Consider the following 20,948-nt stretch of genomic DNA (forward strand, 5'->3'; position numbering starts at 1 on the left):
AAAATAGGTTTACAATTTGTAAACCTATTTTTTTAATGTCTCAAGAATATCAAGTGGAGAGTGACAAATAAAATCTGGTGAGTAGAGAAGTAGATCTTCAAGATCTCCAAATCCCCAAGTGACGGCCATGGTTTTTATGCCAACTGCTTGACCTCCAATGAGGTCAAATTTTGTATCTCCAATAATCACTGTCTCCTCTTTTGGAAGGTCATTGATTGACAAGGCGTATCGAATGACATCAGCTTTGTGGATACGATCTGAATTTGATCCATAAATTCCTTTAAAGTATTTATCGATACCTAAATCTTGACACATCTGTAAAGCAACTGGTTCATGTTTTGAAGTGGTTACATAAAGAGGAATGTTTTCGTCTTGTAATGCTTTCAAAGCTTCTACTATCTGAGGAAACAGAGTTGATTTGTATTGACCTTTTTTATGATAATACTGGCGATAGATCGTCACTGCTTGATCTACTAAAGTTTCCGGAAGGGTAGCTTCAAAACTAGAAATCAAAGGTGGTCCCATAAAACTACGGATGGTTTTGAGATCGGGTTGAGGAACCTTCAAAGTATCGAATGTATGTTGAAAGCTCTCTGTAATTCCCTTGGAACTGTCAACTAATGTTCCATCTAAATCAAAAAACAAGGCTTGCATGCTATTCTCCAAATATCTCTTTTTGTAATCTACGTCCGGTTGGTGTTGCTGCCAATCCTCCTTCAGCTGTTTCTCTAAAGGCAGTCGGAAGACTAGATCCAACTTGATACATGGCGTCAATCACTTCATCAACAGGTATTTTTGATTCAATACCTGCTAAGGCCATATCAGCAGCAATGAAGGCATAGCTAGCTCCCATTGCGTTTCGTTTGACACATGGAACTTCCACGAGTCCTGCTACTGGATCACAAATGAGGCCAAGCATGTTTTTGATGACAAAACAGACTGCCTGACTCGCTTGATAAGGAGTTCCCCCAGCAGCTAGTGTCAATGCAGCCGCACTCATAGCTGAAGCAGAACCGACTTCTGCTTGACAACCACCTTCTGCACCTGAAATAGAAGCATTATTTGCGATGACTAAACCAAAAGCTCCAGCTGTCAGTAGAAAATCTAATTGTTGCTGACGGTTTAACCCTAATTTTTGGGTAGCTGCAGTGAGAACTGCGGGAAGACAGCCGGCAGATCCTGCAGTGGGTGTTGCACAGACCAGTCCCATCTTAGCATTGTGTTCGTTGACAGCAATAGCATTCTTCGCTGCGGTTAGGACGGTCAAGTCAGATAACGTTTTTCCTGATTTGATATAGCGATCTAATTTTGCGGCATCCCCACCGGTTAACCCACTACGAGAGTGGTTTTCATTTAACCCTAACTTTACAGAATCAATCATCACTTCTAAATTACGGGTCATTAATCGTAGGACTTCTTCTCGTTCACGACCAGTTAGTTCAAATTCAGTTGCAATCATTAACTCTGCGACGTTTCCTTCGTATTGCGTGCTTGCTTGTTCTACGAGGTCTACAATTGAATAAAACATATGAACTCCTTATTTGAAAAAGTTGACATTATGAAGATGAGGAATTTTACGGATATCATCGATAGCTGCTTCACAACTCCTTGAGTCAACTTCTATAATCATAATCGCTTTTTCTCCAGCTTTTTCCCGCGTCACATTCATTTGTGCAATGTTAATATCATAGCGAGAAAGAGCTTCTGTCACATGGGCGATCATTCCAGGGACGTCCTGGTGAACAATGATAATGGTTGGAGTATTCATATTTAGCGAGATAGCAAAGCCATTTAACTCAGTAACTTGTATGTTCCCACCACCAATTGAGATTCCGGTGACAGAAATCGTTTTATGATCATTTTTAACAGTAATAGTCGTTGTGTTTGGGTGAGGAGCATTGCTTTCTTTTTGAATAGACCAAACAATCCGAATGCCTCGTTCATGTGCAATTTTTAGACTATCTGGGATTCTAGGATCATCTGTGTCCATTCCTAAGATGCCCGCTACTAAGGCTAAATCTGTTCCATGACCACGATAGGTTTTGGCGAAGGAATTAAATAATTGGAACTCAACTTCTTTTGGCTCCTCTCCAAAGATAGAAGAAACAATTTTACCAATTCGAACAGCACCTGCAGTGTGACTACTGGATGGGCCGATCATTACAGGTCCAATAATATCAAAAACTGATTGGAATTTTAAAGAGTTCATGCTCTGCTCCTTTGTGATCACTTTACTTCATTATATCAGATATGGCTGATGATTTCTTATATTTTTCCCGAAATATCTGAGAAATCTTAAAGGGGGCTTAAAGCATTTATATTATCCTGGATTTTTAGTATTTCTAACATCTGACTGAAATATTTGACACATTATTTCAATAAATATGAAATATTTCTTGTGTAGTATAGAGGTATACCAATAAAGGAGTACATAATAATGAATAAAAAACAAATGATGAAACGAATGATTGGACTTAGTTTACTTGCAGGACTTTTCCTTCCAATTGTAGCGAATGCAGATTCTTATACTGTAAAATCAGGTGATACTTTATCAGCTATTGCTAAAGAGAAGAACACAACGGTTGATGCAATTGCTAAGAAAAATAAGATTAGTAACGTGAATCTCATCTCAGTTGGTCAAGTTCTTGAGATTGAAGATGCAAATACAACGCAGAAAACCACGGAGCAAGCTCCTGCTAGTAAAACTGATACTACACAAGCAACAACTACTGTCTCTGCTTCAGATGGCTTGAGTGCGGAGGATGCAGCTGCTAAGGAATGGATTGCCCAAAAAGAGTCAAGTGGTAGTTATACAGCACAAAATGGCCAATATTATGGCCGTTACCAATTGACTATCACTTATTTGAATGGTGATTTATCACCTGCAAACCAAGAAAAAGTGGCCAATCAATATGTTGTCAGCCGTTATGGATCATGGTCAGCAGCTAAAAATTTCTGGTTGGCAAATGGCTGGTATTAAATTCGTATGAAAAGAGTTCTTGAATAGGACTCTTTTTATATTTACAGGCCTGTAAACCCATCGATCCTGATCAACAAAAGAATAGTAAGATGCTTGTTTTCTAATATAAAGCGTGTTAAAATGGTAACTGCTCAAAACGACCTTCAATCGTTGAAGCAAACCACGACCTTCAATCGTGAGAAACGAAAAGATGGGAGAAATCTATGAGTGATAACTCGAAAACACGTGTTGTTGTTGGTATGAGTGGTGGTGTGGATTCATCTGTAACAGCTTTATTATTAAAACAACAGGGTTACGATGTCATCGGCATCTTCATGAAAAACTGGGACGACACAGACGAAAATGGCGTCTGTACAGCTACAGAAGATTACAAAGATGTAGCAGCGGTTGCAGACCAAATTGGCATTCCTTACTATTCTGTCAACTTTGAGAAAGAATACTGGGATCGTGTCTTTGAATATTTCCTTGCTGAATACCGAGCTGGTCGAACACCAAATCCGGATGTCATGTGTAATAAGGAAATCAAATTTAAGGCCTTTTTAGATTATGCTATGACACTCGGTGCAGATTATGTTGCGACAGGGCACTATGCGCGCGTGGCGCGTGATGAGGATGGCATTGTCCATATGTTACGTGGCGTTGACAACGGGAAGGATCAAACTTATTTCTTAAGCCAACTGTCACAAGAACAACTTCAAAAAACCATGTTCCCATTGGGACATTTGGAAAAGCCTGAGGTTCGCCGTCTAGCTGAAGAAGCTGGATTGGCAACAGCTAAAAAGAAAGACTCAACTGGAATTTGCTTTATCGGAGAAAAGAATTTCAAAGAGTTTCTAGGGAACTACCTTCCTGCCCAACCAGGTCGAATGATGACCATCGATGGACGAGATATGGGTGAACATGCTGGTTTGATGTATTACACAATCGGTCAACGGGGTGGACTTGGAATTGGTGGCCAACAAGGTGGAGACAATGCTCCATGGTTTGTAGTTGGGAAAGACCTCAGTCAAAATATTCTTTATGTCGGTCAAGGCTTCTATCATGAAGCATTGATGTCAACAAGTTTACAGGCTAGTCAAGTTCACTTTACACGAGATATGCCAGAAGAGTTTACATTAGAGTGTACAGCTAAGTTCCGCTATCGTCAGCCTGACTCTAAGGTGACTGTACACGTTAAAGGTGACAAGGCAGAAGTGATTTTCGCAGAACCTCAACGAGCCATTACACCAGGACAAGCTGTTGTCTTTTACGACGGTGAAGAATGTCTAGGCGGTGGCTTGATTGACAATGCTTATCGGGATGGAAAAGTTTGTCAGTATATTTAGAATTTTCTAGGAGGAACGAAAGTGTTTCAGTTCTTTAAGAAAAAAATAGAGAATACAAAGACTATCTCTGATTATAAGAAACAATATTTGAGGGAAAAAACGACGGAGTCAATTGAAGCTTTGTTCAAGGAATTGAAGCAATCTAAAGTTTGGGTTCCCTTTAATGCTTCTTTAATGGATGGGAGTGATGAACAAGAAGGTGTTCGTCTAAAACCGGATATTCTACGAAAGGGAGACGACTACTTTTATCCTTGTTTCTTGACGGAACAGGATATTCCTAAAGATTATTACGATCGTTTTTCTTGGCTGCAAATACCTTTTACGGACTGTTTCTTTACTGCAGAAAGGATAGGAAAGTTTCCAGTGAGAGGGATTGTTCTAGATGCATTCTCTGATCCAGTTGAGATTGACAAAGGAGTTTTTGAAGCAATCCGTCAGTGTTAGTATATTTAAATTGACAAATTTTCTCAATTTGCTACAATAATAAAAGCAATAGAAATGATGGTCAAAGCTCATGGATGTTGCAGGCTTTTTTGTCCTGCACTTCTCAGAGTTTTGACTATTTTTGTGTGATTTCGAAAGGAAGTAAAATGAGGCAACAGGATTTTCGAACGAAAATAGGTTCTACTGTTTTTGGTGTGAGGGCGACTGCTTTGATTGTAAAAGATAATCGCTTGTTCGTCATAGAAGATGAGGACGGCTGTTATACAATCGGAGGTGCTATTCAAGTCAATGAAACTACAGAGGATGCTGTAGTTCGGGAAGTCAAAGAGGAACTTGGTGTCACATCTACAGCAGGTCCGTTAGCTTTCGTGGTTGAAAATCACTTTGAACAAGCTGGAATCCACTACCATAACATTGAATTTCATTATTTGGTGGACTTGCTAGAAGATGCACCTTTGGTCATGCAGGAAGATACCAAGCAATTACCTTGCCGTTGGATTGCTTTCGATGATTTACACACTGTTGACCTGAAACCGGCCTTTTTAAAATCAGCCCTACCAGAATGGGACGGAAAATTACGACACATCCATCTTGAGAAATAGGAGAAAAAATGACTTATAATTTTATTGAAGAATACGATATCATTGTAATCGGTGCGGGACATGCGGGGGTAGAAGCCTCCCTAGCTGCTAGCCGTATGGGTTGTAAGGTCTTACTTGCGACTATTAACATTGAAATGCTGGCTTTTATGCCTTGTAATCCCTCTATTGGTGGTTCCGCTAAGGGGATTGTCGTGCGCGAAGTCGATGCCCTCGGTGGAGAAATGGCGAAGAATATCGACAAGACCTACATCCAAATGAAAATGCTCAATACTGGTAAAGGTCCTGCGGTTCGTGCACTTCGGGCTCAAGCAGACAAAGAACTTTACTCAAAAGAAATGCGGAAAACGGTTGAAAATCAAGAAAATTTAACTCTTCGCCAAACTATGATTGATGAGATTTTGGTGGAGAATGGTAAGGTTGTTGGTGTAAGGACTGCAACTCACCAAGAATATGGAGCAAAGGCTGTTATTGTCACTACTGGGACAGCTTTACGCGGAGAAATTATCATTGGAGATCTCAAGTATTCGTCAGGACCTAATCATAGTCTAGCTTCTATCAATTTGGCCGATAATCTCAAACAGCTAGGATTAGAAATTGGACGTTTCAAAACAGGGACGCCACCTCGTGTAAAGGCGTCGTCAATTAATTATGACGAAACGGAAATTCAACCCGGAGATAAAGCTCCAAATCATTTTTCTTATACATCGCGTGATGAAGATTATGTAAAGGATCAGGTTCCTTGTTGGTTAACTTATACGAATGGGCATAGCCATGAGATTATCCAAAATAATTTACACCGGGCACCTATGTTTACAGGGGTTGTAAAGGGAGTAGGTCCTCGCTATTGTCCGTCCATTGAGGATAAAATTGTCCGTTTTGCTGACAAAGAGCGTCATCAACTATTTTTAGAACCTGAGGGACGAAATACAGAAGAAGTCTATGTTCAAGGGCTGTCAACGAGTTTACCAGAGGATGTTCAACGGGATCTCGTCCATTCTATTAAGGGACTTGAGAAGGCAGAAATGATGCGAACGGGTTATGCAATTGAGTATGATATGGTTTTGCCTCATCAATTGCGCTCAACTTTGGAAACTAAGAAAATTTCAGGTCTCTTTACAGCTGGCCAAACCAATGGAACGTCTGGCTATGAGGAGGCTGCTGGTCAAGGGATTATTGCAGGGATCAATGCGGCTCTAAAAATCCAAGGAAAACCAGAACTCATTTTGAAACGCAGTGATGGTTATATTGGGGTCATGATCGATGACTTGGTAACAAAGGGAACGATCGAACCGTATCGTTTGTTAACAAGCCGTGCAGAATACCGTCTGATTTTGCGTCATGATAATGCCGATATGCGCTTGACAGAAATGGGACGAGCAATTGGATTGGTAGATGATGAACGTTGGCAACGTTTCGAAACCAAGAAGTATCAGTTTGAAAACGAGATGAAGCGTTTGGATAGCATTAAGTTAAAGCCTGTAAAGGAAACCAATGAGAAGGTTGCTGCAATGGGCTTTAAACCATTGACAGATGCTGTCACTGCTAAAGAATTCTTGCGAAGACCAGAAGTCTCTTACCAAGATGTGGTAGAATTTATCGGTCCTGCAGCTGAAGAACTGGATGATAAAATCATTGAATTGATTGAAACTGAAATTAAATACGAAGGCTATATCTCAAAAGCAATGGACCAAGTCGAAAAAATGAAGCGTATGGAAGAAAAACGAATTCCTGCGAATATTGACTGGGATGATATTGACTCTATTGCAACCGAAGCGCGTCAAAAATTTAAATTAATTAATCCAGAAACGATTGGTCAAGCAAGTCGTATCTCAGGTGTCAATCCAGCGGATATCTCTATTTTAATGGTTTACTTGGAAGGTAAATCTCGTAGTATCTCCAAAAACAAAGCAAACCACTAATCAAATGGGGCTGAGATGATGTTTCAGCCTCAATTTTATGGATTGAAATCTGTTGTTGCTGTTTACACAGTTGTAAACCTTGTTTACAAAGTAGTGAAGTGGAGGAAGAGCTTTTTGCTGGTCAATTTTCTCTGTAATATAGAGAGAAACCTCGCTTTTTACCTCTATTTATGGTATAATTCCGAGAAGAGGTTTATGATGAAAAAATTTCGTTTATCGTTCATCCATTATGTGTTAATTGGTTTTATTTCATTTGCAATTTTAGCAATTTTTTTAAGAATCTTTGGCAAAGGCTATGTAACTCTCATTGCAATTTTTTTAGTCTTAGCTGGATTGATTGCTTTATTTGAATACCAGTTACAAATTTCAGAGTTAGATGAATTAGAACAAATACAATATGTTAACCATCAGGCAGAAAGCGGATTAGCATCCCTCCTTGATAAAATGCCTGTTGGAGTTATCAAGATTAATGAAGAATCAAATGAAGTAGAGTGGTTCAACCCTTATGCTGAATTGATTTTTTCAACAGATGATGGGGACTTTGATGTTGAATCATTGAAAAAATTACTCAATACTTTGTTTGAGGATAAAGGTCATTATGTCACGGTAGCCGATAAGAAATATTCTGTTTACTTTGATCAGACAGCTAGTGTTGTTTACTTTTTTGATGTATCTAGTGAGTATGAGGCAACAGTTGGCTTGGTGACAACTCGTCCTGTTATCGGTATTATCTCTGTTGATAATTATGATGATCTGGAAGATGTCATTTCAGACTCTGATATTAGCAATATCAATAGTTTTATTGCCAACTTTGTAGAAGAGTTTACAGCTCGCTACCATATGTTTTACAGACGTGTGGGAATGGACCGTTTCTATTTGTTTACAGATTACACGGTCTTGGAACAATTGATGGAATCGAAGTTTTCAGTCATCGATAAATTCCGAGAAGAGGCAAAAAATCGTGAACTTCCAATTACCCTAAGTATGGGATTCTCGTATGGTGATGGAGAGCATGATGAAATAGGTAAAGTAGCTCTCTTGAACCTGAACCTTGCGGAAGTTCGTGGTGGGGATCAAGCAGTAGTCAAAGAAAATGATGAACAGAAAAACCCTATTTTCTTTGGTGGTGGAACAGCTTCAGCTGTGAAGCGGACTCGGACTCGCACACGCGCTATGATGACAGCTATTTCGGATAAAATTAAATCCGTTGATCAAGTCTTCATTGTTGGACATAGAAACTTGGATATGGATGCTTTAGGAGCGTCTGTGGGAATGCAGTTTTTCTCTAGCAATATTTTGGCCTCCTCTTATGTGGTCTATGACCCGCATGCAATGGCTAGTGATATTTCAAGAGCGATTGCGAAACTAGAAGAAGAGCAGGTGACGAAAATCCTTCCCCTAGAGGAAGCCATGCAAATGGTGACGGATCGCTCTTTGTTAATTATGGTTGACCATTCTAAGACGGCCTTGACTCTTTCAAAAGAGTTTTATCAGGAATTTCAACAGATTATTGTCATTGACCATCACCGTCGGGATGATGATTTCCCTGAAAATGTTCTGATCACCTATATTGAAAGTGGAGCAAGTAGTGCGAGCGAATTGGTTAGTGAACTTATTCAGTTCCAGAAGTCGAAGAAAAATCGGTTAACGAAGATTCAAGCTAGTGTCTTGATGGCTGGGATTATGCTGGATACTAAGAACTTCTCCGCACGTGTTACGAGTCGGACCTTTGATGTGGCGAGTTACCTTCGTTCAAGAGGTAGTGATAGTGTAACCATCCAGGAGATCTCTGCGATTCAGTTTGATGAGTACCGCGAAGTGAACGAACTGATCTTGACTGGTGAAAAGATTTTGCCGCATATCATCGTAGCTTGTGCCAATACGACTAAAGCCTATGATTCAGTAACTATTAGTAAAGCAGCTGATAGTATGCTGGCCATGTCTGAGGTGGAAGCAACCTTTGTCATTGCTTGTAATCAAAGTGGGACTGTCTCGATTTCTGCACGAAGTCGAAGCAAAGTCAATGTACAGCGTATCATGGAACAGCTTGGCGGAGGAGGTCATTTCAACTCGGCAGCCTCTCAAATTGAGGGTCAAGATTTGATGAGTATTCGTCAACAACTGATTGAGACTATTGAAAACGAAGTAACTATTGAAAAGGAGAATGTAGAATGAAAGTTATTTTCTTAGCGGATGTAAAAGGTAAAGGTAAAAAAGGCGAAATTAAAGAAGTACCTACTGGTTATGCACAAAACTTTTTGATCAAGAAAAATCTTGCGAAAGAAGCCAATGCCCAAGCAATCGGTGAACTTCGTGGAAAGCAAAAGTCAGAAGAAAAAGCGCATGCTGAATTGTTAGCGGAAGCGCAAAAGATTAAAGCAAAATTAGAAGAAGAAGCAACTGTTGTTCAATTCACTGAAAAAATTGGGCCAGATGGCCGTACCTTCGGCTCTATTACCAATAAAAAGATTGCAGAAGAGCTTGAGAAACAATTTGGCATTAAAATTGATAAACGTCATATCCAAGTTTCCTCTCCAATTCGTTCAACAGGATTGATTGACGTCCCTGTAAAAATTTATCAAGATGTTACAGGTGTGATTAATATTCGTGTAAACGAAGGGTAAACACGATCGATAGAAAGGTTTTTTTATGGCTGAGATAGAGGAATTACGAACACAACCTCAGGATATCCAAGCGGAGCAATCAGTGTTGGGAGCCATCTTTATTGATGAGGGGAAATTGGTCTTTGTTCGTGAATATATCGAGCCTGGCGATTTCTTTAAGTACTCGCACCGTTTGATTTTTAAAGCCATGATCGATCTAGCTGACCGCGGGGATGCGATTGATGCGACGACTGTTCGAAATATTTTAGATAGTCAGGGGGATCTCCAAAATATTGGCGGTCTCTCCTATTTGGTAGAAGTCATTAATTCGGTACCAACTTCAGCTAACGCAGAGTATTACGCGAAGATTGTTGCCGAAAAAGCTGTCTTACGTCGATTGATCTCTCGATTAACGGAAAGTATTAATCAAGCTTATGATGGTGCAAGTCCTTCAGATGAAATCATTGCGGGTGCTGAAAAAGCTCTGATTGATGTTAGTGAAAACGCAAATCGTAGTGGATTTAAAAATATTCGAGACATCTTGAATATAAATTTTGGTAGCTTGGAAGCCCGCTCGCTTCAAACCTCTGATATTACGGGTATTGCGACAGGCTATCGCGATTTGGACCATATGACGACGGGGCTACATGAGGAAGAGTTGATTATTTTAGCGGCTCGTCCTGCAGTAGGGAAAACAGCCTTTGCTCTAAATATTGCTCAAAATATCGGGACAAAGTTGGATAAGACAGTGGCTATTTTCTCATTAGAAATGGGTGCTGAAAGTTTGGTTGACCGGATGTTAGCAGCTGAAGGCTTGATTGAATCCCATTCGATTCGTACAGGTCAATTGACGGATGAAGAGTGGCGAAAATATGCCATTGCTCAAGGGAATTTGGCCAATGCGAGTATTTACATCGATGATACCCCAGGAATTCGGATCACTGAGATTCGTTCGAGAGCAAGAAAATTAGCGCAGGAAACAGGGAATCTCGGTCTTATTCTGATTGACTACCTGCAGCTGATTACAGGGACTGGAAGAGAAAACCGTCAACAGGAAGTTTCAGAAATTTCTCGTCAGTTAAAGATTTTAGCTAAGGAACTAAAAGTTCCCGTCATTGCTTTGAGTCAGCTATCACGTGGTGTGGAACAGCGCCAAGACAAACGTCCTGTTCTTTCTGATATTCGTGAATCTGGATCGATTGAGCAGGATGCGGATATTGTTGCTTTCTTGTACCGTGATGATTATTATGATCGAGCTGGTGAAGAGGAAGAAGATGGAATGCCCAATAATACGGTTGAAGTGATTATCGAGAAAAACCGTTCAGGTGCGCGTGGGACAGTCGAATTAATATTCCAAAAGGAATACAATAAATTCTCAAGTATTTCAAAGAGAGAGGATCAATAAGATGAGTGATGCATTTACAGATGTTGCAAAAATGAAAAAAATTAAAGAAGAGATCAAGGCTCATGAAGGACAAGTGGTTGAAATGACGCTTGAAAATGGACGGAAACGTCAAAAAAATAAATTTGGACGCTTGATTGAGGTCTATCCTTCTTTATTTATTATCGAGTATACGAACGACAATAGCTTACCAGGTGAACCAGCCAATACATACGTGGAGTCTTACACCTATTCAGATATTTTAACAGAGAAGAATTTAATTCGTTATTTGGATTAATTTCTTGCTTTTATCGTCAAAATCAGTTATTATAATAAATACATATGGGAGTCTGTGTACAGTCTGAGAGGAAGTGTAAGCTTCGACCGCACCTGATCTGGGTAATGCCAGCGTAGGAAACAAATGAAATGTATTTTTCGTTATGAGTGACCTTGTGCAATCCGTCTCCTATTTTGGAGGCGTTTTTTATTTGTGAGAAAGGAGGTTACGATGTCTCTTGTAAAAAGATATTCAAAACAGTTGATTGGATTTGCAGGTTTTAGCAGCCTTCTTGTCTTATGGCAGTTAGCAGGATTTTTAAATATCCTCCCCAAATTTGTATTACCAACGCCACTTGAAATCGGGAATGCCTTTGTACGAGATCGAGCTCTCCTGATTCATCACAGTTTGTCTACCCTTCAAGTGGCCTTGATCGGACTTGTTATAGGAGTTCTTCTTGCTGCTGGCTTTGCGATTCTCATGGATAGTTTTCAATGGGTGAATGATCTGGTCTATCCTTTTATGGTTGTTATTCAAACCATTCCGACGATTGCCTTGGCCCCTATCCTGGTTCTTTGGTTTGGTTATGGTATGCTTCCAAAACTGGTTTTGATCATTATTACGGTGGTATTTCCCATCGTAGTCAGTCTGTTAGATGGTTTTCGGCATTGCGATCAAGATATTCTGAGATTGTTTCAGATTATGCAAGCCAATCGCTTTCAGACTTTAGTCCATTATAAAATTCCTGCAGCGCTTCCTTATTTTTTTGCAGGTTTACGTGTGAGCGTTTCCTATGCTTTTATCAGTACGGTAGTTTCAGAATGGTTAGGAGGTTTTGATGGATTGGGGGTCTATATGATCCAGTCGAAGAAGTTATTTCAGTATGATACGATGTTTGCGATCATTGTATTGATTTCTGCTATTAGTTTACTCGGTATGTTTCTCGTTGACCAATTAGAACGAACCATTCTGAAATGGAAAAAGGATTGACAAACTTGTAAATGGTGTAAAAATTAAATTGACAAAAATGTAAAAGAGGTATAGCTAATGAAAAAGTCAATAGGTTTATTTTTATCAATAATATTGGGATTTGTTTTCTTGAGTGCTTGTCAAAATTCTGTCAAGCAATCGTCAAGTAGTTTGAAAAAGATTGATTTTATTCTAGATTGGACCCCGAATACCAATCATACGGGTCTCTATGTAGCAAAGGAAAAAGGGTATTTTAAAGATGCAGGACTGGATGTAGATATAAAACTTCCGCCGGAAGACAGTAGTTCTGATTTGATTATTAATGGGAAAGCTCCATTTGGTATTTATTTCCAAGATTCTATGGCCAAGAAATTGGATAAAGGTGCGGGGATTACCGCTGTTGCAGCTATCGTCGAACACAATACGTCAGGGATTATTTCAAGAAAAGATGCAGCGATCACAAGTCCAAAAGATTTGGTTGGTAAGAAGTATGGTACCTGGAATGATCCGATTGAGTTGGAAATGATCAAATCGATGATGAAAAAAGAGGGGGCTGATTTTAATCAAGTAAAATTGGTTCCAAATAGTGATTCAAATTCCATTACTCCGATTGAAAATAAGGTCTTTGATGCTGCTTGGATTTATCACGGTTGGGATGGAATTTTAGCTGAGCAAAAGGGAATGAAGACCAATTTCTTCTATATGAAAGATTTTGTTCCTGCATTTGACTACTATTCGCCTGTTATTATTGCTAACAATGACTATTTGAAGTCTCATAAAGAGGAAGCAAAAAAATTCATTCAAGCGGTGAAAAAAGGCTACCAATATGCTATAGAGCATCCAGAAGAAGCTGCGGATATCTTGATCAAACAGGCCCCTGCCTTAGCTAACCAGCGTGATTTTGTACTCGCTTCCCAAAAATATCTTTCTAATCAATATGCTTCAGACAAGGACAAGTGGGGGCAGTTTGATCCTAAGCGGTGGAATGCTTTTTATGCTTGGGCAAAAGAGCAAGGATTGGTTTCAAATGACTTAGAAGACAAAGGTTTCACAAACGAATTGGTAGGTGACTGATATTTTAACCGTAAAAGATGTAAGTTTCTCTTTTGGAGATAAAGCAGTTTTAAATAATGTATCACTAGAAGTGCAAAAAGGAGAAATCGTCTCTATTCTAGGTCCGAGTGGGGTAGGGAAATCAACCTTGTTTAATTTAATTGCTGGGATCCTTCCCTTACAAAAGGGCGCTATAGAAGTAGATGATGCTCCGATCTCCTTTGGGAAAGTCAGCTATATGCTACAAAAGGATCTTTTGTTGGAACATAAGACAGTATTGGGAAATATTATTCTTCCCCTTCAATTGAAAAAAATTCCTAAGGAAGAGGCGACATCTACAGCTCTAAAATTGTTAGATGAATTTAAATTGGGAAGTATCGCCAACCTTTATCCCAATGCCCTGAGTGGGGGGATGCGGCAACGGGTGGCGCTATTGAGAACCTATCTTCTGGGTCATTCTGTCTTCCTATTAGATGAAGCTTTTAGTGCCTTAGATGAATTGACAAGGCAGGATCTTTATCACTGGTATCTAGACAGTAAGGAACGTCTTGGTCTCACCACTCTAGTGATCACTCATAGTATCGAAGAAGCTTTGACATTGAGTGACCGGATCTATATCTTAAATCATAATCCCGGTGAAATTATTGCAGATCTTCCTTTAAAATGGGATCCAGCAACGGATAGAGACTGGCAACAATTGCAATATAAAAAACGAATCATAGAATTATTGTCTGAATTTCATTGAAATTGTTTTGAAGGACTTTACAAAGTTTCTATTCCGTGATAGAATAGAATTTGTGCGAAATGACAGCAGGACAAAATGAAGCTCGTCAACAGGAAGTCAGCTAGAAAAGTAACCTTTGCTGTTTGGGCGAAGGCTTTCTGAACGAATCAGGTTTGTCTAAAACGTTATTTCCTACAAAAATTATTTTTATAGGAGGACATTTCAAATGTCACGTTATACAGGACCATCTTGGAAACAATCTCGCCGTCTTGGCTTGTCACTTACAGGTACAGGTAAAGAATTGGCACGTCGTAACTACGTACCAGGTCAACACGGACCAAACAACCGTTCAAAATTGTCAGAATACGGTTTGCAATTAGCTGAAAAACAAAAACTTCGTTTCTCTTACGGACTTGGTGAAAAACAATTCCGTAACTTGTTCGTACAAGCTACTAAAGTTAAAGAAGGAACTGTCGGTTTCAACTTCATGCTTCTTTTGGAACGTCGTTTGGATAACGTTGTTTACCGTCTTGGACTTGCGACTACTCGTCGTCAAGCTCGTCAATTCGTTAACCACGGTCACATCCTTGTTGATGGAAAACGCGTTGATATTCCTTCATACCGTGTAACTCCAGGTCAAGTGATCTCAGTTCGCGAAAAATCAGCTAAAGTTCCAGCTATCCTTGAAGCTGTTGAAGCTACAGTTGGACGTCCAGCCTTCGTATCATTCGATGCTGACAAACTTGAAGGTTCATTGACTCGCCTTCCAGAACGCGATGAAATCAACCCAGAAATCAACGAAGCACTTGTCGTTGAATTCTACAACAAAATGCTTTAATTTTAAGATATACTTTGCAGAAAGCCTACTACAGTGGGCTTTTTGTTTTGTCTTAAAGGGTTGATTTCTGGCTTTGCTCCCCTTTTTGTTTTCTTAAAACCTAAACCTGCTAATAAAAAAACTCCTGATCTAGATCGATCAGGAGAGACTGTTACCGTAACATTTTCATTAAAAATTCAGCCATTTGTTGAGGACTTTCTTTTTTTCCTCGCGAAACCCACATCTGACAGACTCCGAAGAAGGCATTGGTCAGATAGACAGAACTGTAAACTCTTTCAATATCTGTTAATGATTTATGACTATAGCGCTCTTGCAAACTATCAACCAGAAGAATCTGTAATTTATGTCGTAAGAAGGTTTGGATCTCTTTGGTTCCATTCTCTGTCAGAAGAACTGCAAAGAGTGGCTCCTTGGTTAGGAATTCGAACACTTCTGTAATCGCTTGGCGCTTGTCGTCTTGGTGTTTGTCAAAGATATATTCAAGCTTGTGAAAGAGTGCTTGTTGGTAGCGCTCGATCATATCGTACTTGTCTCGATAGTGGGTATAAAAGCTAGAGCGACTAATGCCGGATTCTTGTGCTAACTCAACCGTTGTGATTTGGTCGAATGATTCCTTTTCTAGTAGTCGAACCATCGCCTCCTCGATATTTCGTTTTGTTTTTAATCGTTTATTGCTCTCAGTCATCTGTTAATCCTTTTTGCACAAAATTATACACAGTGTCTAAAAATAAAGATTTCCTACTTGTGAAAATTTCTAGAAACTGTATAATCTATTATATCAGAAATTTAGACAATGTGTATAAAAAGGAGACAAAAAATATGATGAAAGAATGGAAGGCTATTCTTAAAAAGCCAACATTTATCATTGTCATGATTGGAGTTGCTTTGATTCCAGCTCTTTATAATATTATTTTTCTATCTTCCATGTGGGATCCATATGGCCAAGTTTCGGATCTTCCTGTAGCGGTTGTCAATAAGGATCAATCTGCTACATATAATGGACAAAAAATGGAAATCGGAAAAGACATGGTGTCCAATTTGAAGGACAATGACTCACTTGATTTTCATTTTGTAGATGAGAAAGCTGCGAAAGATGGTCTCAAAAATGGCGATTATTATATGATTGTAACCCTGCCTGAGGATCTTTCAAAAAAAGCTAGCTCCATCTTAACCAATCATCCGGAACAGATGACCATTGATTACCAAACGTCCAGTGGTCATAGTTTTATCGCAGGGAAAATGAGCGACACTGCGATGACAAAAATGAAGCAGTCAGTGGCTGAAAAAGTGACCAATACGTATACAACAGCTTTATTTTCCAAAATGGGATCGCTTAAAACTGGTATGGGGACAGCGGCAGATGGAAGTGCTAAATTAGCAGATGGTGCAAGTAAATTGGAAGATGGTGGTCAAACACTATCTACTAATTTGAATACATTGGCTCGTTCAAGCTTAGCATTTTCAGATGGTGCAACTACTCTTCGTACAGGTCTAGCGGCTTATACAGATGGTGTTGGTCAATTAGGAAATGGTCTCAATCAAATGGCTGGTCAACTTCCAAACTTGGTATCTGGCGTCAATCAATTAAATAATGGGTTTGGTACTTTTAATACAGGCTTGATGGCTTATGCTACCGGAGTGGATCGATTAGGAAATGGTCTCAATCAAATGGCGAGTCAAACCCCTCAGTTGGCTTCAGGAGTTGGTCAATTAACCAGCGGTATGGGGACCCTCAATGATGGTCTTGGGAATTATACCAATGGCGTGCGTCAATTGAATTCAGGCCTATCTAACTTTTCAAATGGTTTAGCAACCTATACAAATGGAGTCGCCACTTTATCAGAGGGAGCGGGTCAATTAAGTAGTCAATCTGCTACCCTTCGAAATGGGGTTTCACAATTAGAATCAGGTATTCAAACATTATCAAGCCAGCTACAAGCTTCTACAAGTCAATCCGCTCAGATTGATCAATTGGCAGCAGGTTTAAACCAATTAAATGCAGCGATTCAAAATGCTACGGTAGATACCAGTCAACTTTCGTCTGGATTGACGAGTATTGCGAATTCAGCTCAATCAATCCTTGCTTCAGCCCAAGCGGATCGTGCAAATGCCCTTGCAAGTGTGCAAGGGACAGCAGCCTATCAAGCAATGACAGCTGACCAACAAGCGGAAATCAATGCGGCAATCTCATCGAGCCCAAGCTCGAGTGAAACGGCGGCTCAAGGGATCTTGACAACGATTCAAACGATCCAAGGTAGTTTGAATACAGGAAATAGCTTGACACAACTGCAAACGGCAGCCAATCAAGTTTTACCGACAGCTTCTTCTACCTTGACAGACTTGTCAAGTGGCTTGTCTAAGATCCAATCCGCAGTTAGTGGACAATTGTTGCCAGCTAGTCAAACCATCAGTCAAGGGATCAGCGCTTATACAGCTGGTGTCGATAAAATCGCTAATGGAGCAACCCAACTTCAGACGAATAGCAGTACTTTAACAAATGGGGCTAGTCAGTTAGCAGCAGGTGTTGGTCAACTAGATAGTAAATCATCAGAATTACTTGCAGGAAGCAATCAATTGGCTTCTGGTCTAGGTGAGTTAAATGGGAAGATGCCTGCCTTGACATCAGGCATGAATCAACTGGCTTCAGGAGCGACCCAATTAACAGGTAAGTCGGGTGAATTGGTTGCCGGTGCTGGAAAATTAGCTGACGGTGTAGGACAATTGAACAGCAAAACTCCAGAATTGGCAGGTGGTGTCAACAAACTTGTCACTGGTGTCAATCAGTTGACAGAAAAATCAAGTCAATTGGTGAATGGGGCTGATAAACTAGCTGACGGAGCAAATCAAATCTCAGAAGGATCCAGCAAATTAGCAACGGGTGGCCAAACATTGACAAACGGTTTAGGTGAATTAGCAACAGGAAGCCAAACCTTGAGTCAAGGATTAAACGATGCTAAGGGACAATTGAATGTGGCTACAACTGAAAAAGAAAACGCAAAAACCTTAGCCAATCCTGTTACGACTTCTAAAACAGATCAAGATAATGTCCCTGTAAATGGGGTCGGAATGGCTCCTTATATGATCTCTGTAGCACTCTTTGTTTGTGCCTTGTCAACCAATATGATCTTTGCAAAATTGCCATCCGGTCGTCATCCTGAAAGTCGTTGGGCATGGTTTAAATCTCGCTTTGAGGTCAATGGAACCATTGCGGTGGTTGCAGGAATCTTGGTCTATGGTGCTGTTCACTTGATTGGTTTATCTGCCAATCATGAGATGGCTACCCTCTTCCTTTGTGTGATCGGTAGTCTAGCCTTCATGTCTATCGTGACTGCTTTGACAACATGGCAAAGAAAGATCGGTGCTTTCCTTTCCTTGATCCTCTTGCTCTTGCAATTGGCTTCTAGTGCAGGAACCTATCCTCTTGCTTTGACAAATGGCTTTTTCCAAGCCATTCATCCATTCTTGCCAATGAGTTATACCGTTTCTGGTCTTCGTCAAACGATTTCGATGACAGGAGAAATTGGAAATCAAGTGGCCTTCCTTCTGATGACTATTGCTCTTTTTGCAGGGCTAGGAATGTGGTTCTATAATCCAAAACAATATGAAGAGGACTAATCTTCGGGAACTCCCAACAGAATGTGTTGGGAGTTTTTTGTTTCATGTGAAACAAAAATTCTCGCTTGTCTAAGCGAGAATGTAAATTATTTAAAGAAGACGATATCAGGATTTGGAGTAATATAGAGAAGTTGGTCGTTTTCAAAGACCAGTTGGATAGTGTTGTTTTTATAGGTGTAAATGGTGTAGTTTACTCCGAATTTAGAAGCTTGTTTGAGATCAACAGCTCCCATCAAAAAGGCGTGAGCTTGTTCCCCTGTGATTTTTCCCTCGTGGTAGAGCCCTTTAATATTTTCTAATTCGGTATTTTCAAAAGATTCGGCAATATAAGCAGGGTCTGTTATTTGTTTCTCTGGATTCCCAAGAATTGTTTGGACAAGAGCGGTGGTATATCCTTCATAATCCGGCGTCTGTGCAAAAATTTTATCGTCATTTCTAGAGTAGGCTACTTTTAGGTTCCCTGTCGCATAAATCTTATCTTTTGGAGCTTCTTGAGCATTTTTAGGGAGTCCTTCGGTCGTGACGATGTCAGAAGAGGTTTCCGTAGTAGTTGAGGGAGAGCTAGAGGAGTTGCTTGAGCTATTTGAACTGGTTGAGCGACTCGGGAGGCTAGAACGACTCGAGCTACTTTTTTTAAAGGTTTTCTTTTTTGAGCTGGTAGCAGTGGGTACTTTTTTAAAGTTGATCTTAAGGTCCGGCACACAGGCTGATAGAATAAGAAGAGACAGCAAGAGTGTGAACAAAAGAGGTAGTGTCTGTTTTTTCATCATGTTCCTTTCGATAAGCTGATTGAATTTCTATTCTATCATAAAAAAGGCAACAAAAAAAGGTCAGGAAGAAATCCTGCCTTTGTTTGTTATTATTGATGCCCGCCTCCAGGTCCACCGCCTTGAGGTCCGCCACCGCCTGGAGCCCCACCGCCTCCAGGCATGGAGTTGACAATTTCCGTTTGTTTTTCACCGTTGATATAGATGTCTCCGCCAGTGTAGGTAGCAGTACCATCAAAGTCGAATCCAGATTGTCCCGTTAATTTAATGGTTCCTCCGGTAACAGTGATATTTCCATTCGAATCAATTGGATCGGTATCGCCTTGGCCAACTTCAACGTTGAGGGTTCCACCATTCATGGTGAAGAAAATTTCATCTTGGTTAGCATTAGCATTGGCTGCATTGACACCATCATCAGTTGCGTAGATGGTGATATCACCACCGTTGATGGTGATCGATTTTCCTTCGAGACCTTCGACAGACTCTGTTACCTCATAGGTTCCGCTATCGATGATCAGATCACCAGAAGCATGGATGCCATCGTCTCCTGCTGTGATGGTCATTTTGTTATCTGAAAGGTACATGGTTCCGACCGAAGTATCTTCATCATTATCCACCTTGACCGCATCTTCATCTGCGTCAATGGTCATGGTCGTGCCAGTGATATTGAGTTCGTCATTGACATTGAGGGCATCTCCTACAGCTGTGATTTTATAGGTTCCACCCGTGATGTGGAGAGTGTCATTGGCCTTTATCCCGTTGTTCTTCTTGGCATCGATGTTGAGCGTACCCGAACCATTGATGGTGAGGTCGCCTTTAGAGAAGATGACCGCATCGGCATCTTCATCACTGTTTGAACTTGAATCAGACAAGGTATTGGTCGTGCCATTTGCTAGAGTCAGGTAGACATGCCCCGCTTTCGTAGCAGAAATTGGTGCGTTGGTGTTGGACATAGTAACACCTTTTAAGACGATATGAACATCATCTGAGTCACCTGCTTCGACTTTGATTTGAACCCCATCAGATTCACCAGAGATGACATAAGTTCCGGCCTTCGAGATAGTCACAGTTGATCCAGAAACGGCTACGCCATCCCCTGAAACAGTTGCAGACGAGCCAGATAGTTTGACAATAGATGCTTTACTTTCATCATATGAGGTGTCTGAATCTTTTTCGGTAAAATAGTCAGATTGCTTGGTTTTAGTCGTTTTCTTTGAGACACTAGAAGCAGTTGTTGTTGCGTTTGTTGTAGCTGATTGAGATGATGCTTGGCTACACGCTGTTAGTAGGGTGAGGGTTGCGGCCCCCGTTAATAAAAATTTCCATTTGTTTGATTTCATGAGCTTTTCCTCTCGTTCAATTGATATGCTCCTAGTCTAAAGTTGCTAGCTGAAAGTTTCCTAAAGTTTTTCTGAAAGGAATCTTAACTTTAGTTTTCTTTAAGTTTGGCT

The 20,948-nt window shown here is 40.3% G+C and carries 20 protein-coding genes; 14 read left to right on the forward strand and 6 right to left on the reverse strand.

The window, feature by feature from the left end; all coding sequences use genetic code 11:
- Window positions 1-24: 24 nt before the first annotated feature.
- From H7T97_RS04255 to sdaAB, 3 genes are read right to left on the reverse strand one after another with little or no spacing between them, the layout of a single operon-like run.
- Window positions 25-654 carry an HAD hydrolase-like protein gene (locus tag H7T97_RS04255; protein ID WP_201089504.1) on the reverse strand — a complete coding sequence of 210 codons (630 nt, stop codon included), beginning with the start codon at window positions 652-654 and terminating at the stop codon, window positions 25-27.
- Between the two features lies 1 nt (window position 655).
- Complete coding sequence (gene sdaAA / locus H7T97_RS04260) at window positions 656-1,528, reverse strand: L-serine ammonia-lyase, iron-sulfur-dependent, subunit alpha (RefSeq protein WP_003002222.1); 873 nt, start codon at window positions 1,526-1,528, stop codon at window positions 656-658.
- Between the two features lie 9 nt (window positions 1,529-1,537).
- Window positions 1,538-2,209 (reverse strand): L-serine ammonia-lyase, iron-sulfur-dependent subunit beta, encoded by a 672-nt coding sequence (gene sdaAB, locus H7T97_RS04265; RefSeq protein WP_023919982.1) that lies wholly within the window; start codon window positions 2,207-2,209, stop codon window positions 1,538-1,540.
- A 228-nt stretch (window positions 2,210-2,437) separates the two neighbouring features.
- Between sdaAB and apf the strand changes: the two genes are divergently transcribed.
- The 13 genes from apf (at window position 2,438) to rpsD (ending at window position 15,115) form a co-directional block, all read left to right on the forward strand.
- Complete coding sequence (gene apf, locus H7T97_RS04270; RefSeq protein WP_023919981.1) at window positions 2,438-2,980, forward strand: aggregation-promoting factor; 543 nt, start codon at window positions 2,438-2,440, stop codon at window positions 2,978-2,980.
- 203 nt (window positions 2,981-3,183) lie between these two features.
- Window positions 3,184-4,305 carry a tRNA 2-thiouridine(34) synthase MnmA gene (mnmA, locus tag H7T97_RS04275; protein ID WP_023919979.1) on the forward strand — a complete coding sequence of 374 codons (1,122 nt, stop codon included), beginning with the start codon at window positions 3,184-3,186 and terminating at the stop codon, window positions 4,303-4,305.
- 21 nt (window positions 4,306-4,326) lie between these two features.
- The gene (locus tag H7T97_RS04280; protein ID WP_201089506.1) at window positions 4,327-4,749 is read left to right on the forward strand and encodes an SseB family protein; all 423 of its coding nucleotides are present in this window, start codon (window positions 4,327-4,329) and stop codon (window positions 4,747-4,749) included.
- Between the two features lie 146 nt (window positions 4,750-4,895).
- The gene (locus H7T97_RS04285; RefSeq protein ID WP_195327046.1) at window positions 4,896-5,351 is read left to right on the forward strand and encodes an NUDIX hydrolase; all 456 of its coding nucleotides are present in this window, start codon (window positions 4,896-4,898) and stop codon (window positions 5,349-5,351) included.
- An 8-nt stretch (window positions 5,352-5,359) separates the two neighbouring features.
- Window positions 5,360-7,270, forward strand: a complete 1,911-nt coding sequence (gene mnmG / locus H7T97_RS04290) for a tRNA uridine-5-carboxymethylaminomethyl(34) synthesis enzyme MnmG (RefSeq protein ID WP_023919976.1) — start codon at window positions 5,360-5,362, stop codon at window positions 7,268-7,270.
- A 198-nt stretch (window positions 7,271-7,468) separates the two neighbouring features.
- Window positions 7,469-9,445: a GGDEF domain-containing protein gene (locus H7T97_RS04295; RefSeq protein ID WP_462217719.1), complete on the forward strand. Its 1,977-nt coding sequence runs from the start codon at window positions 7,469-7,471 to the stop codon at window positions 9,443-9,445.
- Window positions 9,442-9,894, forward strand: a complete 453-nt coding sequence (gene rplI / locus H7T97_RS04300; protein ID WP_003002156.1) for a 50S ribosomal protein L9 — start codon at window positions 9,442-9,444, stop codon at window positions 9,892-9,894. The genes H7T97_RS04295 and rplI overlap by 4 nt, the downstream gene beginning before the upstream one ends.
- A 25-nt stretch (window positions 9,895-9,919) precedes the next feature.
- The gene (dnaB, locus tag H7T97_RS04305; RefSeq protein WP_014714093.1) at window positions 9,920-11,278 is read left to right on the forward strand and encodes a replicative DNA helicase; all 1,359 of its coding nucleotides are present in this window, start codon (window positions 9,920-9,922) and stop codon (window positions 11,276-11,278) included.
- Between the two features lies 1 nt (window position 11,279).
- Window positions 11,280-11,552 carry a Veg family protein gene (locus H7T97_RS04310; RefSeq protein WP_003009183.1) on the forward strand — a complete coding sequence of 91 codons (273 nt, stop codon included), beginning with the start codon at window positions 11,280-11,282 and terminating at the stop codon, window positions 11,550-11,552.
- Window positions 11,553-11,762: 210 nt separating this feature from the next.
- Complete coding sequence (locus H7T97_RS04315) at window positions 11,763-12,521, forward strand: ABC transporter permease (RefSeq protein WP_003009181.1); 759 nt, start codon at window positions 11,763-11,765, stop codon at window positions 12,519-12,521.
- Window positions 12,522-12,578: 57 nt separating this feature from the next.
- Entirely contained in the window at window positions 12,579-13,574 is a 996-nt protein-coding gene (locus H7T97_RS04320) for an ABC transporter substrate-binding protein (RefSeq protein ID WP_049471780.1), read from the forward strand.
- The gene (locus H7T97_RS04325; protein ID WP_201089508.1) at window positions 13,567-14,298 is read left to right on the forward strand and encodes an ABC transporter ATP-binding protein; all 732 of its coding nucleotides are present in this window, start codon (window positions 13,567-13,569) and stop codon (window positions 14,296-14,298) included. The genes H7T97_RS04320 and H7T97_RS04325 overlap by 8 nt, the downstream gene beginning before the upstream one ends.
- Window positions 14,299-14,503: 205 nt before the next feature.
- On the forward strand, window positions 14,504-15,115 hold the full coding sequence (rpsD, locus tag H7T97_RS04330; protein WP_003002210.1) for a 30S ribosomal protein S4: 612 nt from the start codon (window positions 14,504-14,506) through the stop codon (window positions 15,113-15,115).
- 151 nt (window positions 15,116-15,266) lie between these two features.
- On the opposite strand, the gene H7T97_RS04335 is transcribed toward rpsD, so the two are convergent.
- Window positions 15,267-15,800 (reverse strand): TetR/AcrR family transcriptional regulator, encoded by a 534-nt coding sequence (locus tag H7T97_RS04335; protein WP_003001962.1) that lies wholly within the window; start codon window positions 15,798-15,800, stop codon window positions 15,267-15,269.
- A 134-nt stretch (window positions 15,801-15,934) separates the two neighbouring features.
- Here H7T97_RS04335 and H7T97_RS04340 point away from each other — a divergent pair, with 134 nt between their 5' ends.
- Entirely contained in the window at window positions 15,935-18,730 is a 2,796-nt protein-coding gene (locus H7T97_RS04340) for a YhgE/Pip domain-containing protein (protein WP_201089510.1), read from the forward strand.
- An 86-nt stretch (window positions 18,731-18,816) separates the two neighbouring features.
- Here the strand turns inward: H7T97_RS04340 and H7T97_RS04345 are convergent, their stop codons facing one another.
- Together H7T97_RS04345 and H7T97_RS04350 are read right to left on the reverse strand one after the other, a co-directional pair.
- Window positions 18,817-19,500, reverse strand: a complete 684-nt coding sequence (locus tag H7T97_RS04345; protein WP_201089512.1) for a DUF4947 domain-containing protein — start codon at window positions 19,498-19,500, stop codon at window positions 18,817-18,819.
- 89 nt (window positions 19,501-19,589) lie between these two features.
- Window positions 19,590-20,837, reverse strand: coding sequence for a carbohydrate-binding domain-containing protein (locus tag H7T97_RS04350; protein ID WP_201089514.1), 1,248 nt, complete (start codon window positions 20,835-20,837; stop codon window positions 19,590-19,592).
- Window positions 20,838-20,948 lie beyond the last annotated feature (111 nt).

The sequence above is a fragment of the Streptococcus parasanguinis genome (assembly GCF_016648925.1).
Lineage (GTDB): Bacteria > Bacillota > Bacilli > Lactobacillales > Streptococcaceae > Streptococcus.

Bases quoted from the DNA above. Each gene is read 5' to 3' on its own strand.
- H7T97_RS04350 (WP_201089514.1), bottom strand. From the start codon at position 20,837: ATGAAATCAAACAAATGGAAATTTTTATTAACGGGGGCCGCAACCCTC.
- H7T97_RS04345 (WP_201089512.1), bottom strand. From the start codon at position 19,500: ATGATGAAAAAACAGACACTACCTCTTTTGTTCACACTCTTGCTGTCT.
- H7T97_RS04340 (WP_201089510.1), top strand. From the start codon at position 15,935: ATGATGAAAGAATGGAAGGCTATTCTTAAAAAGCCAACATTTATCATT.
- dnaB (WP_014714093.1), top strand. From the start codon at position 9,920: ATGGCTGAGATAGAGGAATTACGAACACAACCTCAGGATATCCAAGCG.
- mnmA (WP_023919979.1), top strand. From the start codon at position 3,184: ATGAGTGATAACTCGAAAACACGTGTTGTTGTTGGTATGAGTGGTGGT.
- apf (WP_023919981.1), top strand. From the start codon at position 2,438: ATGAATAAAAAACAAATGATGAAACGAATGATTGGACTTAGTTTACTT.
- H7T97_RS04255 (WP_201089504.1), bottom strand. From the start codon at position 654: ATGCAAGCCTTGTTTTTTGATTTAGATGGAACATTAGTTGACAGTTCC.
- mnmG (WP_023919976.1), top strand. From the start codon at position 5,360: ATGACTTATAATTTTATTGAAGAATACGATATCATTGTAATCGGTGCG.
- sdaAB (WP_023919982.1), bottom strand. From the start codon at position 2,209: ATGAACTCTTTAAAATTCCAATCAGTTTTTGATATTATTGGACCTGTA.
- H7T97_RS04310 (WP_003009183.1), top strand. From the start codon at position 11,280: ATGAGTGATGCATTTACAGATGTTGCAAAAATGAAAAAAATTAAAGAA.
- H7T97_RS04335 (WP_003001962.1), bottom strand. From the start codon at position 15,800: ATGACTGAGAGCAATAAACGATTAAAAACAAAACGAAATATCGAGGAG.
- rplI (WP_003002156.1), top strand. From the start codon at position 9,442: ATGAAAGTTATTTTCTTAGCGGATGTAAAAGGTAAAGGTAAAAAAGGC.
- H7T97_RS04320 (WP_049471780.1), top strand. From the start codon at position 12,579: ATGAAAAAGTCAATAGGTTTATTTTTATCAATAATATTGGGATTTGTT.
- H7T97_RS04315 (WP_003009181.1), top strand. From the start codon at position 11,763: ATGTCTCTTGTAAAAAGATATTCAAAACAGTTGATTGGATTTGCAGGT.
- H7T97_RS04285 (WP_195327046.1), top strand. From the start codon at position 4,896: ATGAGGCAACAGGATTTTCGAACGAAAATAGGTTCTACTGTTTTTGGT.
- sdaAA (WP_003002222.1), bottom strand. From the start codon at position 1,528: ATGTTTTATTCAATTGTAGACCTCGTAGAACAAGCAAGCACGCAATAC.
- H7T97_RS04295 (WP_462217719.1), top strand. From the start codon at position 7,469: ATGAAAAAATTTCGTTTATCGTTCATCCATTATGTGTTAATTGGTTTT.
- rpsD (WP_003002210.1), top strand. From the start codon at position 14,504: ATGTCACGTTATACAGGACCATCTTGGAAACAATCTCGCCGTCTTGGC.